Annotated in this window: 16 protein-coding genes and 1 riboswitch; of the genes, 4 read left to right on the forward strand and 12 right to left on the reverse strand. The window is 36.9% G+C overall.

Annotated elements, in window-relative coordinates; all coding sequences use genetic code 11:
• Positions 1-2 precede the first annotated feature (2 nt).
• The 5 genes from RV17_RS11610 to RV17_RS11630 form a co-directional block, all read right to left on the reverse strand.
• A complete protein-coding gene (locus RV17_RS11610; protein WP_071869288.1) occupies positions 3-584 on the reverse strand; it encodes a xanthine phosphoribosyltransferase in 582 nt (193 codons plus the stop codon).
• 120 nt (positions 585-704) lie between these two features.
• Positions 705-802: riboswitch (purine riboswitch) on the reverse strand.
• Between the two features lie 309 nt (positions 803-1,111).
• Complete coding sequence (locus tag RV17_RS11615; protein ID WP_067481155.1) at positions 1,112-1,795, reverse strand: beta/alpha barrel domain-containing protein; 684 nt, start codon at positions 1,793-1,795, stop codon at positions 1,112-1,114.
• A gap of 20 nt (positions 1,796-1,815) precedes the next feature.
• Positions 1,816-2,433 carry a glycoside hydrolase family 73 protein gene (locus RV17_RS11620; RefSeq protein WP_067481152.1) on the reverse strand — a complete coding sequence of 206 codons (618 nt, stop codon included), beginning with the start codon at positions 2,431-2,433 and terminating at the stop codon, positions 1,816-1,818.
• 8 nt (positions 2,434-2,441) lie between these two features.
• Positions 2,442-3,278, reverse strand: a complete 837-nt coding sequence (locus RV17_RS11625; protein ID WP_067481149.1) for a M15 family metallopeptidase — start codon at positions 3,276-3,278, stop codon at positions 2,442-2,444.
• A 22-nt stretch (positions 3,279-3,300) separates the two neighbouring features.
• Positions 3,301-3,831 carry a hypothetical protein gene (locus RV17_RS11630; RefSeq protein WP_067481146.1) on the reverse strand — a complete coding sequence of 177 codons (531 nt, stop codon included), beginning with the start codon at positions 3,829-3,831 and terminating at the stop codon, positions 3,301-3,303.
• Between the two features lie 173 nt (positions 3,832-4,004).
• Between RV17_RS11630 and RV17_RS11635 the strand changes: the two genes are divergently transcribed.
• The gene (locus tag RV17_RS11635) at positions 4,005-4,961 is read left to right on the forward strand and encodes a Gfo/Idh/MocA family protein (protein ID WP_071869289.1); all 957 of its coding nucleotides are present in this window, start codon (positions 4,005-4,007) and stop codon (positions 4,959-4,961) included.
• A 187-nt stretch (positions 4,962-5,148) separates the two neighbouring features.
• Here the strand turns inward: RV17_RS11635 and RV17_RS11640 are convergent, their stop codons facing one another.
• Complete coding sequence (locus tag RV17_RS11640; protein ID WP_071869290.1) at positions 5,149-6,114, reverse strand: aromatic acid exporter family protein; 966 nt, start codon at positions 6,112-6,114, stop codon at positions 5,149-5,151.
• Between the two features lie 108 nt (positions 6,115-6,222).
• Here RV17_RS11640 and RV17_RS11645 point away from each other — a divergent pair, with 108 nt between their 5' ends.
• Entirely contained in the window at positions 6,223-6,813 is a 591-nt protein-coding gene (locus tag RV17_RS11645) for an FUSC family protein (protein WP_071869291.1), read from the forward strand.
• Positions 6,814-6,880: 67 nt separating this feature from the next.
• Here the strand turns inward: RV17_RS11645 and floT are convergent, their stop codons facing one another.
• Together floT and RV17_RS11655 are read right to left on the reverse strand one after the other, a co-directional pair.
• Entirely contained in the window at positions 6,881-8,374 is a 1,494-nt protein-coding gene (floT, locus tag RV17_RS11650; protein ID WP_071869292.1) for a flotillin lipid rafts scaffold protein FloT, read from the reverse strand.
• A gap of 13 nt (positions 8,375-8,387) precedes the next feature.
• Positions 8,388-8,912, reverse strand: a complete 525-nt coding sequence (locus RV17_RS11655; RefSeq protein WP_067481131.1) for an NfeD family membrane protein — start codon at positions 8,910-8,912, stop codon at positions 8,388-8,390.
• 183 nt (positions 8,913-9,095) lie between these two features.
• Here RV17_RS11655 and RV17_RS11660 point away from each other — a divergent pair, with 183 nt between their 5' ends.
• Positions 9,096-9,776, forward strand: coding sequence for a DNA/RNA non-specific endonuclease (locus RV17_RS11660; protein ID WP_071869293.1), 681 nt, complete (start codon positions 9,096-9,098; stop codon positions 9,774-9,776).
• 8 nt (positions 9,777-9,784) lie between these two features.
• A complete protein-coding gene (locus tag RV17_RS11665; RefSeq protein ID WP_067481125.1) occupies positions 9,785-10,147 on the forward strand; it encodes a hypothetical protein in 363 nt (120 codons plus the stop codon).
• A gap of 90 nt (positions 10,148-10,237) precedes the next feature.
• On the opposite strand, the gene nagA is transcribed toward RV17_RS11665, so the two are convergent.
• The 4 genes from nagA to RV17_RS13500 all read right to left on the reverse strand — a co-directional run bounded on the left by nagA (position 10,238) and on the right by RV17_RS13500 (position 14,057).
• Entirely contained in the window at positions 10,238-11,386 is a 1,149-nt protein-coding gene (gene nagA, locus RV17_RS11670) for an N-acetylglucosamine-6-phosphate deacetylase (RefSeq protein WP_067481122.1), read from the reverse strand.
• 75 nt (positions 11,387-11,461) lie between these two features.
• Complete coding sequence (locus RV17_RS11675; RefSeq protein WP_067481119.1) at positions 11,462-12,298, reverse strand: helix-turn-helix domain-containing protein; 837 nt, start codon at positions 12,296-12,298, stop codon at positions 11,462-11,464.
• 223 nt (positions 12,299-12,521) lie between these two features.
• Positions 12,522-13,739 carry a pyridoxal phosphate-dependent aminotransferase gene (locus RV17_RS11680; RefSeq protein WP_067481116.1) on the reverse strand — a complete coding sequence of 406 codons (1,218 nt, stop codon included), beginning with the start codon at positions 13,737-13,739 and terminating at the stop codon, positions 12,522-12,524.
• Positions 13,740-13,880: 141 nt separating this feature from the next.
• Entirely contained in the window at positions 13,881-14,057 is a 177-nt protein-coding gene (locus tag RV17_RS13500; protein WP_169819340.1) for a hypothetical protein, read from the reverse strand.
• Between the last annotated feature and the right edge of the window lie 119 nt (positions 14,058-14,176).

A 14,176-nucleotide genomic window follows, 5' to 3' on the forward strand; every position in this document is an offset into this window, starting at 1 on the left:
TGTTATGCGTCCTCCTCAAGAAACTCAACTTGACCATTTGATAAGGAAGCGATACGCGCTAAAGAAACAACACGTAGTCCCATTTGTTCAAGTAATTCTCGTCCATCTTGGAAAGATTTTTCAATGACAATTCCGATTCCTTCAACTTCTGCCCCAGCTTGTTGACACAACTCAATCAATCCTTTAGCAGCTTGACCATTTGCCAAGAAATCATCAATAATCAAAACTTTATCGTTTTCTGATAAAAATTTTCGTGAAATTGAAATCGTGCTTGTTACTTGTTTGGTGAAAGAATAGACAGAAGCTGTTAAAAGTTCTTCGTCCATCGTTAAACTTTTTGCTTTTCTAGCAAAAATCATTGGCACACCCAATTCTTTTGCAGCATATAAAGCGGGCGCAATCCCAGAAGCTTCAATCGTTACCACCTTGGTAATTCCTTGGTTTTTAAATACTTCTGCAAAACGTTGACCCATTTGTTCCATCAAAACTGGATCTACTTGGTGAGTCACAAAGCTATCAACTTTTAGCACACCTTCACCCAATACACGCCCATCTTTTTTGATGCGTTCAACTAATTCTTTCACTTTCTTTGCCCCTTTTCCTTGATTTTTTGTTCAATTAATAGCTTTTTCATCCACACTCTATCGTAAAATTTCTGATAAAGAAAAACACCCTTCTACTTTAAAATAAGCAAAAAAGGGTGTGTTGTCCACTCTTTTACTTATAGTCCAATCTTTACGGCATTGGCTAGAAACTGTCATCCATATTATGACGATATATAAGTAGGTATGTAGAACTGACAAGTCAGTAATATACAATAACTCGATAAGATGTTTAAAGCCAGAGGAGTTGTTTTTTTAACAGAATCCTCAGGTAAATCGATCGTTTTTCATTAAAAATTTTTCCTTCTAAACAAAATTCGATTGATTAAAGATTGAAAATAGTCTAACACTACTTACTGAAACTGACAATGTACTTTCAATAAAAATTTTCTAAAATCTAATCTTTTTTCATTATTTTCATGTTTTGTTCGTTTTTTCAGCTATTTTTACTTGAAAAACAAGAAAAACGCGAAGCAAATTAACTTGCTTCGCGTTTGAAAAGGTCTCTTTTAATTTTGATGATTCTCTTTTTCAAGTTGACGATACTTGTCCATCTTCGCACTGAACAATTCACCATTTGTTGGCGGTGTATAGGTGATAGCATTGGCTCCTGCTTCAATTGTTTCCAAGATACTTTCCTCTGTTGGACCACCAGTTGCAATAATTGGTAGTTCCGGATACTTTTCTCGGAAATAACGAACAGTTTCTGCAGTTTCTTTACCAGCACTAATGTTGATGATTGAAATACCTGCTTCTAGCTTTTCATCAAGTTCTGTATATTTAGAGGTCACCGTGCTAACTACAGGAATGTCAACAATCCGACAAACTTCTCGAACTGTTTCTAACGGCGTTGGTCCATTTAAGACAACGCCTAAGGAACCTTGTGCTTCAGCAAACATACTCATATAAGCAGAACGAGCGCCCTGAGTTAAACCGCCTCCCACACCAGAAAATACCGGAATGTCCGCAGCTTCAATTATACTTTTGGTAATTGCTGGGTGCGGTGTAAAAGGATAAACTGCGATTACTGCATTCGCATTCGTGTTTCTAATAATCGCAATATCCGTTGTAAAAATAATTGATCGAATTTTTTTACCAAAAACTTTAATTCCACTTGCTTGCGAAATAACTTCTGGTACACGAACAATATCTTTTCTTAATTCTGTCATGATTTCAGGAACAAACTCTGCCATCCTGCCACTTCCTCTCCGCGTTATCTACGATCGTATTGATCAAGGTGATAGGTTTCAATTACTTGAATAATTTTTTGTGCATATGTGGGATCTGTTGCATACCCTGCATCTTGTAGTGCTTGCGAAGCTTCTTGGTAATTACTTGCTGTGATTACTCTTTCGTACAAAGCCGGATTCCAGTCAACGCCTTGAATAAATAGTTGAGTATGGTCATCCATGGATTCTTCCCATGAATGGTATACGCGAAACTCACCTTGAATCGTAATCCATGCTTCGTTGACATATTCTTTGGTTTCAAGACTTACTTTTTCTTGATCACCATAAGCTTTGATTCCAAATAAATTTTTATATTCACTCGCTAACGTGCTTTTCCCCCAGTTTGATTCAAGAATTGCTTGTCCCAGAATAATGCTCGGCAAGATACCATAAGCATTTTGTAATTCTTGTGCATGCGGAACAAGTTGTTGGATAAATTCTTGATGAGATTGTGCTTCTTGCTCTGCCGAATGATCGGTAAGTGGTGTCATCAATCCTCTTAAAGAAGCAAAAAAAGCAAATAGGATGAGTAAGCTTCCTGCGCATAAAACGATGAAACGCATTTTTTTCCGTCGACGACTTTTGAATTTTTTAATTGCCATCTATGTTCCTACTTTTCCTTTAATTCATTCAAATACTCTTCTAACGTCAACTGATTTTTTGTGATATATTCAGCACTTTCTTTTCCCACGTAGCGAAGGTGCCAAGGTTCATAAGTGATTTTGGTAATATCTTCACGATTTTTTGGATAGCGAACAATAAAACCATATTTAGCACAATTTTCTGCAATCCATTTTGCACCTGGTTGATCGCCATAGCTAGCTTCCAAAACAGTTGAAGGATAGTTGTTGTACCAATCTTCATCAACTACATCGACGGCTAAACCCGTATGATGCTCACTATAGCCTGGCTCGGTAATCGTTTGTTTCGTGATTTTCGTTGCTGCTTCTTCAGTAATTCCCTGTTGTGCCATTACTTCTTGGACATGTTGTGCGAATACTTGCTCTTGTGACGTGACTGAACGAAACGCTGAAACCATGACAAGTGGATAACCAGCCTCTTGTGCTGCTTGGGCAAATTCTTGATAATCAGGTTCAATTCTCTTATCAATCAAATAACCATTTGATAAAGCCGTCAATTGACTTGACTCATCTACTTCAGTTTCCAACTTATTTTCTGGTCCAACTAATACTAGCTTCCAGTCATCTGTACTAACATCAGGTAATTCTGACGTCGTTTTTGTTTTTTGTTTACTTTTCTTATTTGTTGATGAACTTTCAGTCGTATCGGTAATACTGGCAAGCCCCTTTTTAGGACTTTTTGCAGCTTTTTTTACTTCTGTTTGTCTTGTCGCTTCGACTTCGCCAGCATTATGGTCTGACATAAAAATGTAGCCCATCGCGCCAATCATAATAATGACTGAAGCAAAACCTAAAATTTTCTTCACTTAAAAAATCCTTTCATTCCCTTTAATGCTCAGCGTTTACTTCATGGACATAGGTTTCCTCAAGGTTTTCATTCACCCAGTCTAAAAGTTCCACTTTTTCGCCTTCGATTTGTTGCTGAATATCCGCTGGCAATCGGAAATTCAAAATATCGTCATAGCCCCATTCATCATAGTGAATACTCACTTTCAAGTCAAGGTATCTGCTAGGATGTTGTTCATTTTTTAACGGAATCAATTCAACCTCTGCGACGCCACTGTGCAACCATTTTTGGGCAATTCGTGTCTTGATTTGTTTGTATTCAGCAACAGCAATCGTTCTCTTTTCTGGAAAAATAATTGTCTGTCTTAGAATTTTTTGGGTCAACATCCATTCATAATCAGTAAAAAGATTTTTTACTTTCTGCATAGCTTCAGATGGTAAATTTTTTTCACCCTTTTTCCATGCGTCCCATTCTTCTTTATTGATTAGTAGGTACTCGTCTAAGAAAAATTGCTCTGATTCAAATTGTTCTAATAATACACTTATAATAAGATCAATATATACTTGATGCATCCGAATCCCCTCCTCTTTTCATTTTACTTAAATTCAGAAAAAAAATCATCTTTTTCATTGCGCCTTCAAGTTTTTTTATCGTTTAGGCACTTTTTCTTAAAATCAAGTCAAACTTTGCTATACTTAATAGGTAAACTGCATCTATTTTAAAGATTAAAAAGGAGCTATCTCTCATGAAAAAATATCAATGGGGAATTATCGGTTTAGGAACAATTGCGAAAGAATTCGCTGAAAATTTCAATCAAAATTCAAGTACACTATCCGCAGTTGCTTCTCGTTCGCTAGCCAAAGCACAGGCATTTGCAACAGATTATGGTATTGAAAAAGCTTATGGAAGTTATCAAGACCTTTTGGCAGATGACGAGATTGATATCATTTATATAGCTGTACCAAATCGCCAACATCTTTCACACATTTTGGCAGCATTAGAAGCAGGAAAACACGTCTTATGCGAAAAAGCAATCACAATGAATACTGCTGAGTTAGCTGAGGCAATGAAACTAGCGGAGGAAAAAGGGTTGATTCTTGCTGAAGCAATGACCATCTTTAACATGCCACTTTATCAACGACTTCATTCACTAGTTGACAGCAAGAAATTAGGTAAATTAAAAATGATTCAGGCTCCTTTTGGTAGTGCAAAGGAACCAGATCCTACTAATCGTTTTTTCAATCCAGATTTAGCTGGCGGTGCTTTACTTGATATTGGTACCTACGCAGTTTCGTTTGCGCGTTTCTTTCTAACTGCTCAACCAGAAGTAGTTGCTTCGACGATGATTCCGTTTGAAACAGGCGTTGATGAACAATCGGTTACGATTTTACGAAATGATCAGGACGAATTAGCAACTGTTAGCCTAACCTTCCGAGCAAAAATGCCTAAAGTTGGTATCGTTGCTTATGAAAATGGCTACATTACAATTACTGATTATCCACGTGCAGATCGTGCTGAGATTACTTATGTCGATGGTACAAAAGAATTCATCGAAAGTGGTAGCACTTCACAAGCTTTAAATTATGAAATTGCGAACATGGTACAGATGATTGAAGGTGAATTACCTAATCGCTCACTTTATTTAACCAAAGATGTCATTGACATTCTGGACCAAATGCACATATATTGGCAAAAAGCGTAACAATTAGACAAACAGAAATCAAAAAATAATTAGCTTCAAAAGTAAGAAGGACAATTTAAAAATCGCTTCATCTATTTTTTAAAAATTATTCAGCTTCTTTTTCCGAGAGAGCTACTTTTGAGAAAACATTTAATCATGAAAAAGTGTCTGGGACATAATCATTTTGATTCCTGTCCCAGACACTTTTCTATGAATTACTCTGTTGTTTTTGCTGTGCAAATTCTGCTTTGATTTCAATAAAACTTTTAAATGATTGTAAAAACTGAAACAGTTCTGCACGATTCTCAAACTCAGACCGCTTTTGTGGCAACGGCATTTGCCGATATTCAGCATAAACTTCATGGATTCGTTCCATAATACGTGTACCGTCATTTTCTTCAGCAAACGTTTCTGCTGTATAGATCAGTAAGCCGTAAATCTGCTCACTATATGGATTGGGCGACTCAATTCGCTCTAAATTTTGAATCATATTATTTAACACATTTAGTTGTGCCCGTCTCATTGAAAAGTAAGTTTCATAGTAGCCTTCCTGTCTGACCCAATCATTTTCATGATGATTTCGAGCTTCTAACTGACTTGCTCGAATAAACGCTAATAGTTGTTGGCAATCTTCTTCGATAAGCCGCTCGTTTCCTTCTTTTAACAATGAATCAGCCATTTCTTGTAACAACTGACGAAATTCAACCTCAATCACTAATTGATTTTCTTGTAGCCGCTTTTCGGTATTAGGCATGTAAATATTTGCTACTAAAGCTAATCCTACGCCAATAACCATCAATCCTAATGCATTTAAAATTAGTGACACAGCCATGCTTTGCTCAACTAAATACTGTGTAACCAAAACAGAGTTCACAACGATTCCTTCTGTTAACTTAAATTGAACTGCTAACGGAATAAAAAGAAGTAAAAAGAATCCAAACCCAATCGGAGAAAAACCAAGGAGCTTAAAGCTAAGGAAAGCAACGACTGTCGCCAAAATGAAAGCAATAAAACGATCGACACCCGTCCTTATTGTCGACCTCCTCGTATTACCAACACTCAAAACGGCAATAATCCCAGCTGAAGGCCAATAAAGTAAAGGCAAGCTGTTCGCGATCAGCATCGCAAATGTTGCACTAATTACTGTTTTTATCGTTCGCATACCAATCCGCATACATTTCCCCCTTTTTTCATCCAATTATACTAAACCTCTACGCTAAAAACTAGCAAACATGCCGAAGATTCGTTATGATTAAAAAAAGGGATTAAAGGAGAAAAAGTTATGCAAATCGGTCGTTTCCGCCTCGGTATGCGGACTATAAAAAGTGCACTAGCTGTTTTTATCTGTATGTTAGTCTTTCACTTCTTTCAGCGAGGCAATCCATTGATTGCTGCGCTGTCAGCCGTTTTTTCTTTACGCCAAGATTTAACATCGACTGTTTCCTTTGGTCGCTCTCGAATCATCGGAAATTCAATTGGCGGTGTTCTAGCCATTATCTTTTTCTTCATCAAGCACTACTTCCACAATGATTTTTTAGTTGAACTATTTTTATTACCTGTTTTGGTTATCATAACCATCGTAGTTTCAGATGGCATCGACAACAATTCTGGAATCATTTCAGCCATTTCTACTTTGCTAATGATTTCTTTGAGTATTCCTCAAGGTGAGTCTACTCTTTACGCATTACAGCGGGTTTTCGATACCTTCATTGGAACATTCATTGCTCTAGGAATTAATTTTGTGTTACGACCACCAGAAGATGAGAAGAAAAAAGAATTGGCTGAAGATTTAGTCGAGTTACAAAAGAAAGAACGTACTTTGCGTAAAAGTTTAGTAGAAATTGAAAAACAAATCGAAAAACAAAAAAAATAAACATTGTCCCACAAAAAGACCACTGTAAAATGATTAAACATTTTACAGTGGTCTTTTTGATTTTTAACTATACCTCGTCATTATTTGCTGGTTTTGAGTCGCCTTCGTACAAATTCACTTGACTTGAAGTCCCTTTGGTTGAAAGATTCTCAATAATTTCTTTTAAATCCAGACCCGTTGTTGCTTTTAAAGTTTCTTGTGTGGATGCTAATAAGTTGGTTGCATATCCGGTTACTCGATTCGCTCCACCATTTTCACCAGATCCATTTCCAGTATCAACAACAGAAATTTTTTCAATGTTTCCTAATGGTTGTGCTGCTTCACGCATCAATTGTGGTAACATTTCAATCACCATGCTTAACACAGCCGCCTCACCATATTCTTTAAAGGCATCAGCAATTTTTTGTTTTGCTTCGGCTTCGGCTTTCCCTTTTGCTAAAATGGCTTCGGCTTCCGCTTGACCAGCCAAACGAGTTTGGCTTGCTTGTGCCTCAGCTAAAGCTTCTACTCTAAAACGTTCTGCCTCGGCTTCAGTTACTTCTTTTACTTTCTGTGCTTGTGCTTCTTGTTCTTTCGCGTAACGGTCAGCATCTGCTTTTTTCTTCACTTCAGAATCATATTGCTTTTCTCGACGGATGATTTCTTTTTCTTCTAATTCAATTTGCTTTTGTCTTTCAACGACCTTCATTTGCATTTCTTGCTCAATAACTTGTTGTTGTGCACGGGCACTTTCTAAGTTATACGCTTGGTCTGCCTTCGCTTTAGCAACATCTTGTTCTTGTTTATAAGTTGCTAACTTCAATTCTTTTTCTTTTACTGATTCAGCGATTTCTGTTTGTCGTTGTAATTCTGCAGCTTGTGATTCTTTTTCAGCTTGTGCTTTTTTGATTCGCGTTTCTTTCAATGCTTCGGCTTCCGCAATTTCTGCATCTCGCTTCACTTGAGCAATTCTTGGTTTCCCTAATGAATCAAGATAGCCGTTTTTATCACGAACTTCTTTGATCGTAAATGAAACAATAATCAGCCCCATCTTCGCTAAATCAACAGAAGCAACTTCTTGAACACTTTGGCTGAATTTATCACGATTTTGATAAATTTCTTCCACTGTCATCGAGCCCAAGATTGAACGTAAATGTCCTTCAAGAACTTCTCTCGCTTCGTTTTCTAATTCATCGGTTGTTTTTCCTAAAAATTGTTCTGCCGCTGTTGCAATTTCTTCCACAGATGAACCGATTTTAATGATCGATGTTCCATCACACATAACTGGTACACCTTGCTCTGTGTAAACTTCTGGCGTAGAAACATCTAACTTACTAGAAAGTAAACTGATTCGGTTAGAACGTTGGAAAACGGGTAAAACAAATGCACCGCCACCGCGGACGATTTTGATTTTATTATTACTTTCGTCTGTGTGGACATTTTTCTTTCCTAAATAACTACCACTGATAATTAACGCTTCATCGGGTTTTGCTGTTTGATACTTTGATACGAAAACAATTAAAAGCATCAATAAAATAAAGATAACAATTGCAACTGATAAAAAAGCTCCTGATATAACCATTCAACACACTCCCTTAAGATTTTAGCATTCCGTCATATGGGATGACGTAACATACTCTGTCTTTTACTTCGATAATCAACACTTTTGTCCCTCTTTGAGCCATTGTTTCCTGTTCCGCATAAAAACAAGCAGGTCGATTGATCGATCCCGTTACACTTTGAAGTTGTATTTCTCCCATTCCTTTGATTGGAATTGGTGTAACGACTTGCGCTACTTGTCCCTCTAATGTTTTTTCAGACGAAGATAGTGTTGCTTCCGCATTCTTCATTGGCATCAAAATATAAAAATTGAGCAAGAATACCAATACACTTGAAATTGCAGCACTAATCACAAAAATCAAAACTGACGACCATTCAGTCAAACTTTCTCCTAAGTAGCCAAACAGACTTGTAAATGCTAACCAAGGTACTAACAACATTGGATCTAGCGGCCCGTCAAAATCAAACACATCGCCAAAAATAACCAAAAGAACTGCGATTCCCGCACAAATAAGTAGCGTATACCAATAAATCGTTTCTAATGCGATCCCCCCAAACATAAAGCGCCTCCTTTTATCTTCTATCATACCAATTATCAATAAGCGTGTACACCACATTTTATGAGTGAAAATCAGTATTTTATGACTTCAAGACAACACTTTATGAGTTTTTGTTGTCGTTATTAATAAATTTTACTATTATAAATAATCTATTTCACCTATACTGGATAACGAGGTGAAAAAATGAAAAACATGAACAAACTTTTAGGCACGCTACTTACCTTATTGATTGTGGGAGCTGCTAGCTGGTTGGGGTTGGATTTAAATTCTTCAAATGACAAATCAACACCTTCTTCTACTACTCATGAACAGGTGACCCAACAGCATACACAAAACGGATTACCAACTAAAGAAGATCTAGCCCCTACTGGAAATAATTCTGGGCCAAAGGAAGTAGGTCTCGCGACTTTTTCAGCAGATGAGTTAAAAGACAATCAGAATGGTTGGATTACCTACCACTCTCTTGATCAATTGAAACGTCCGACAGGTGCAGAAGCACTAATCAAGAAAAAAATGATCAACACTGGTACTAGTGCCAATCGAGAAATTCGTCCACCAGGTTTTGTTTCTGGACCAAAATATGATCATTCCAGAGGCCACTTGATTGCCAAACAATTTGGTGGCAGTGGTGATGAAAGAAAAAACTTGGTCACGCTTTATCAATTCCCAGTTAATGATCCGTACATGAATTATTACGAACTAGCAATTCGACAAGCACTCAACAAAGGCGAAACTGTTCGCTATCGTGTTACACCAAACTACACAAAAAATGAATTGATCCCAGAAAGTGTAACCCTCGAAGCACAAGGACTGAATGCAAACACAACGATCAACTTCAAAGTTGAAATTCCAAATAAGAAATAGGTGATTCTATGTTTGAAATCCTGTATAACCAAACACTAACTGAAACGATCACATGGCTTCAAGAAGAAAAAGTCGAAATAATTGGTGAATTAGTGCTTTTCCCATCGACAGACTATCTGCAAAAAAGTCTAGCCGCAACGCCATCTGAGCTAACAATAACAGTCACTGAGTATCTGCAGATGTTCGATCATTACGAATTAGTTGCTCGCACAATTGATGGAGATTATCTCTTAGCAAATGAACATGAAGTGGTTATGCTTCCTCATTCTCATATCAAGGAAGATTTCTTGTATTATTACGACACGTTTTCTTCCCTCATAATAAAGTATGCGAATTCTAAAAATTCAATCGAAACTTTTTTCAAAAAATGAATTTTTTAAATAAAAAACTAAAAATAAAAAAGGTGAAACAAAACATAAATACGTTTTGTTTCACCTTTTGATTTTTTCTTAAAAAGATTTCTATGCGTGGTAACGTTCCACACCATCTAAATAAGTTGCTTCAAGTGACATATCAGGATTCAATACGATAAAGTCTGCATCGCGTCCTTGAGCGATCTTACCACAAGAATCATCAATCTTACAGCTGATTGCTGGTACTAAACTTGCCATCATAACTGCTTGTTCTGGTGTTGCGATACCCCAGTCAACAACGTTTTTGATTGCTTCTTTTAGTCGTAAGATACTACCTGCTAAGTTACCTGATTCTAAACGAGCTGTTCCTTCTGCTACAACTACTGGGAATTCACCTAAATTATAATTTCCGTCTGGCATCCCACCTGCCATCATACAGTCGGTAATCAAAGCAACATGGTCATGGCCTGCTTTTTCCATCAAAATTTCAGCAGCATTTGGATGAACATGGTGTCCGTCACAAATCAATTCTGAGAAAACATGTTCTAATGATAATAATGCACCAACCATACCTGGTTCACGGTGATTCAATCCACGCATTCCGTTGTAGGCATGAACAAAGACACTAGCTCCTGCTTCAACAGCTTTTTGAGCTTCATCAATTGTTGCGTTACTGTGACCAAGAGCCACGACAACGCCTTCATCTGTTACTTGTTTAACGAAATCTTCTACACCATGACGTTCAGGTGCTAAAGCAATTTTTTTAATTAATCCACCTGAAGCTTCTTGCCATTCATGGAAAGTATCCAAGTCTGGATCACCAAAATAGCTAGGGTTTTGAGCGCCTTTATGTTCTTCTGTGAAGAAAGGTCCTTCAAAGTAAATTCCTTTGATTTTTGCCCCTGGAGCTTCTTGATACATTTTTCCGATTGTTTCTGCTACATCTTTCAAGCGTTCTTTACTTGAAGTCAATGTTGTTGGTAAGAAAGAAGTTACCCCGCAAGATAATAACCCTTCAGACATAACTTTGATACCTTCAGCATCATTATCCATTACGTCGTGATTCATGTAACCATGAATGTGTGTATCAACTAAACCAGGTGCAATCCATTTACCACTTTGATCAATCACTTTTGCTTCTCCATCTGGTAATTCTTGTGAATACACACCAAATAGTCCATCGGTAATTTCTAGGTAACCGGCATTTTTTACACCTGACGATAAAAAGAATTTGTCAGCATAAATAAAAGTTCTCATTCTAACTCGCTCCTTTGATTTTCTACCCTTAAGGTACTCTTATTTCTATCAAAAGTCAATAATGGTCTACACCATTTATGAGTTTTTTGAAATCTTTCGAACAGCTTGCGCCAATTCTTCATAAAAAGCTGCTTTTTGCGGTTCATTTTTCTTTTTATAAATCAAACTTTTCAATGCAAACAAGTCATTTAAAAAGTAATAACTATTTTTTTCTTGCGTCCAACGAATCCCTCGATTGACATGCTCAAGTGCCGTATCGATTTCTCCTTGCTGAAATAAGAATGTTCCATAGTTATAAAAGATTTGTGACAACTCACTTTTGACACGTGTTTCAATCGATTGTTGAAAAAGTTGAATACTTTTACTCAAATAATAGCGTGCTTCCGTTGGTCTTCCTGCAACTCCATAAATCTTACCAATTGCACTAATCAACTGAACTTCCGTATCAGAAACATGCACATGCTCACTATGACTCGAATAAGTCAGCGCTTCTTTTAAATAACAAACAGCTTGAGAAATGTTTTTTGCTAGATAAAATTCACATACACCTAAATAGTAATAGTAACGTTGGTAATCTGCATCTGAGTACAGGCTACTTTTGACTTCATCATTTTTCAAAAGCTGTGCTAATTTGCGATAGTCGCGCCTTTGAAAATAAAAATCTAGCAAGTCTAACTGTTGCAGATTTTTACGAATATCCCCATTGGATAAGGTCATCACATGATCAATGGTCACACCTAGCCGTTGACAAATTTGTGCCATTACCAGAACATTTGGCAATTCTTCATTATTTTCAATTCTGCTTAAAACACTTTGAGAACAAATACCTTGAGAAAGCATTTTTTGTGTCATGTTTCGTTCTTTTCGTATTGTCTTGATAATTGTCCCAAAGGAATCGACAAACGTTTCCATTATGTATCCTCCCCAAAATATGCGTGCTCGCATGATAACAGTATTTTACTTTACGGATGAGTAAACTTCAAGAAAAGGGCTGTTTCACTTTTTCTTGGGAAAGAAAATTACTCACTTACTTTTTGCTAACTTTTTTAACAACAAAGAAAAAGCTGTGACATTTTTAATGCCACAGACATTTCTAAACTGTTTGGCTAGCAAAACAATTCCTTAAGAATCGTCGTTATTTTTGTTGATAAGTCGTCAAAAATTCTCGCATTTTTCCAGCCATGACCTTCAAATCATCTAATTTTGGTAAATAAACGATTCGGAAATGGTCTGGCTGATGCCAATTGAATCCGCCACCGTGAACAAGTAAAATATGGTGTTCATGCAAGAAATCAAGTACAAACTTTTCATCATCAAAAATATTAAAACGTTTTGTATCAATTTTTGGAAAAATATAAAATGCTGCTTTAGGTTTCACTGCTGATAAACCTGGAATATCATTAATCGCATTATAAACATATTCTCTTTGTTCGTAAATTCGGCCACCAGGTAGCAATAACTCATCTACGCTTTGATAACCACCTAAAGCGGTTTGTACGATTTGCTGGGATAAAACATTAGAGCACAAACGCATCGAAGATAACATATTTAAGCCCTCAATATATCCTTGCACTCGTGACTTATCTCCACTAAGTACCATCCATCCTACGCGGAAACCTGCTACTCGATGGGATTTTGAAAGACCATTTAGAGTCACGACAAACAAATCTGGTGCCAAAGTTGCGATTGGGATATGCTCTAAGCCATCCATTACTAGGCGATCATAAATTTCATCTGAATAAATGATTAAATCATTTTGACGAGCAACCTCAACAATTTCTTCTAATAACTCTTTAGGATAAAGAGCCCCTGTTGGATTATTTGGATTAATAATCACGATTGCTTTCGTGCGACTAGTGATTTTAGCCTTGATGTCTGCAATATCCGGATACCACTCCGCTTCTTCATCACAAATATAGTGAACGGGGTTTCCTCCTGCAAGTGCAATGGAGGCTGTCCATAACGGATAATCTGGCATTGGGACTAAAACTTCATCACCATTGTCTAACAACCCTTGCATACACATTGAGATTAATTCACTGACACCATTACCTGTATAAATGTCGTTGATTGTAACATTAGGAAATTTTTTTAATTGACAGTATTGCTGAATCGCTTTTCTTGCAGAAAAAATCCCTTTTGAATCAGAATAACCTTCTGACTCACGCACATTCATAATCAAATCACGAATAACTTCATTAGGTGCTTCAAAGCCAAACGGGGCAGGATTCCCCGTATTCAATTTCATGATGCTAATTCCTTCTTCTTGCATGCGGTCTGCTTCTTCAAGAACCGGACCACGTACATCATAACTAACACCTTCTAATTTGTTGGACTTTTCAAATTCTCTCATATTCTCCGATCCCTCATTTCAAAAAGTTAGAAACTTCTGACTATATTATCGATAGTTATTTACTAAGTTATCCAATATCATACTCTATCCCGTATAAATATACCAGCATATTTCGTTAAATCCAGTCCTTCAACCTTTTTTTTAACTATCATCGTTTCTATTTTGCTGATAGTCATTCCATAAATTAGCGCCCCAATCCATTGCCACACCACAAACAACACCAAGCATCAAGCCAAACAAAATATTTCCTTTTGCTAAACCAATTAAAAGCCCGGCAATCATTCCTAATCCAGAAAATTCACCATCATATTTTTTCATCGTTCTTTTCACTACTTTCTATCTTGACATCTGAAGCAATCATCGCTATGATTATTTTGTTATTTATTTTGCAGACGTGATGGAACGGCAGACATGCCGTTTACCGTTAGTAGTCTTGC

The organism is Enterococcus thailandicus, assembly GCF_001886265.1.
Classification (GTDB): Bacteria; Bacillota; Bacilli; order Lactobacillales; family Enterococcaceae; genus Enterococcus_B; species Enterococcus_B thailandicus.

What these genes read in the sequence shown, in the direction of transcription:
- RV17_RS11615 (WP_067481155.1), bottom strand. Translation starts at nt 1,795, where the DNA reads ATGGCAGAGTTTGTTCCTGAAATCATGACAGAATTAAGAAAAGATATT.
- RV17_RS11620 (WP_067481152.1), bottom strand. Translation starts at nt 2,433, where the DNA reads ATGGCAATTAAAAAATTCAAAAGTCGTCGACGGAAAAAAATGCGTTTC.
- RV17_RS11630 (WP_067481146.1), bottom strand. Translation starts at nt 3,831, where the DNA reads ATGCATCAAGTATATATTGATCTTATTATAAGTGTATTATTAGAACAA.
- RV17_RS11635 (WP_071869289.1), top strand. Translation starts at nt 4,005, where the DNA reads ATGAAAAAATATCAATGGGGAATTATCGGTTTAGGAACAATTGCGAAA.
- RV17_RS11640 (WP_071869290.1), bottom strand. Translation starts at nt 6,114, where the DNA reads ATGCGGATTGGTATGCGAACGATAAAAACAGTAATTAGTGCAACATTT.
- RV17_RS11645 (WP_071869291.1), top strand. Translation starts at nt 6,223, where the DNA reads ATGCAAATCGGTCGTTTCCGCCTCGGTATGCGGACTATAAAAAGTGCA.
- floT (WP_071869292.1), bottom strand. Translation starts at nt 8,374, where the DNA reads ATGGTTATATCAGGAGCTTTTTTATCAGTTGCAATTGTTATCTTTATT.
- RV17_RS11655 (WP_067481131.1), bottom strand. Translation starts at nt 8,912, where the DNA reads ATGTTTGGGGGGATCGCATTAGAAACGATTTATTGGTATACGCTACTT.
- RV17_RS11660 (WP_071869293.1), top strand. Translation starts at nt 9,096, where the DNA reads ATGAAAAACATGAACAAACTTTTAGGCACGCTACTTACCTTATTGATT.
- RV17_RS11665 (WP_067481125.1), top strand. Translation starts at nt 9,785, where the DNA reads ATGTTTGAAATCCTGTATAACCAAACACTAACTGAAACGATCACATGG.
- nagA (WP_067481122.1), bottom strand. Translation starts at nt 11,386, where the DNA reads ATGAGAACTTTTATTTATGCTGACAAATTCTTTTTATCGTCAGGTGTA.
- RV17_RS11675 (WP_067481119.1), bottom strand. Translation starts at nt 12,298, where the DNA reads ATGGAAACGTTTGTCGATTCCTTTGGGACAATTATCAAGACAATACGA.
- RV17_RS11680 (WP_067481116.1), bottom strand. Translation starts at nt 13,739, where the DNA reads ATGAGAGAATTTGAAAAGTCCAACAAATTAGAAGGTGTTAGTTATGAT.
- RV17_RS13500 (WP_169819340.1), bottom strand. Translation starts at nt 14,057, where the DNA reads ATGAAAAAATATGATGGTGAATTTTCTGGATTAGGAATGATTGCCGGG.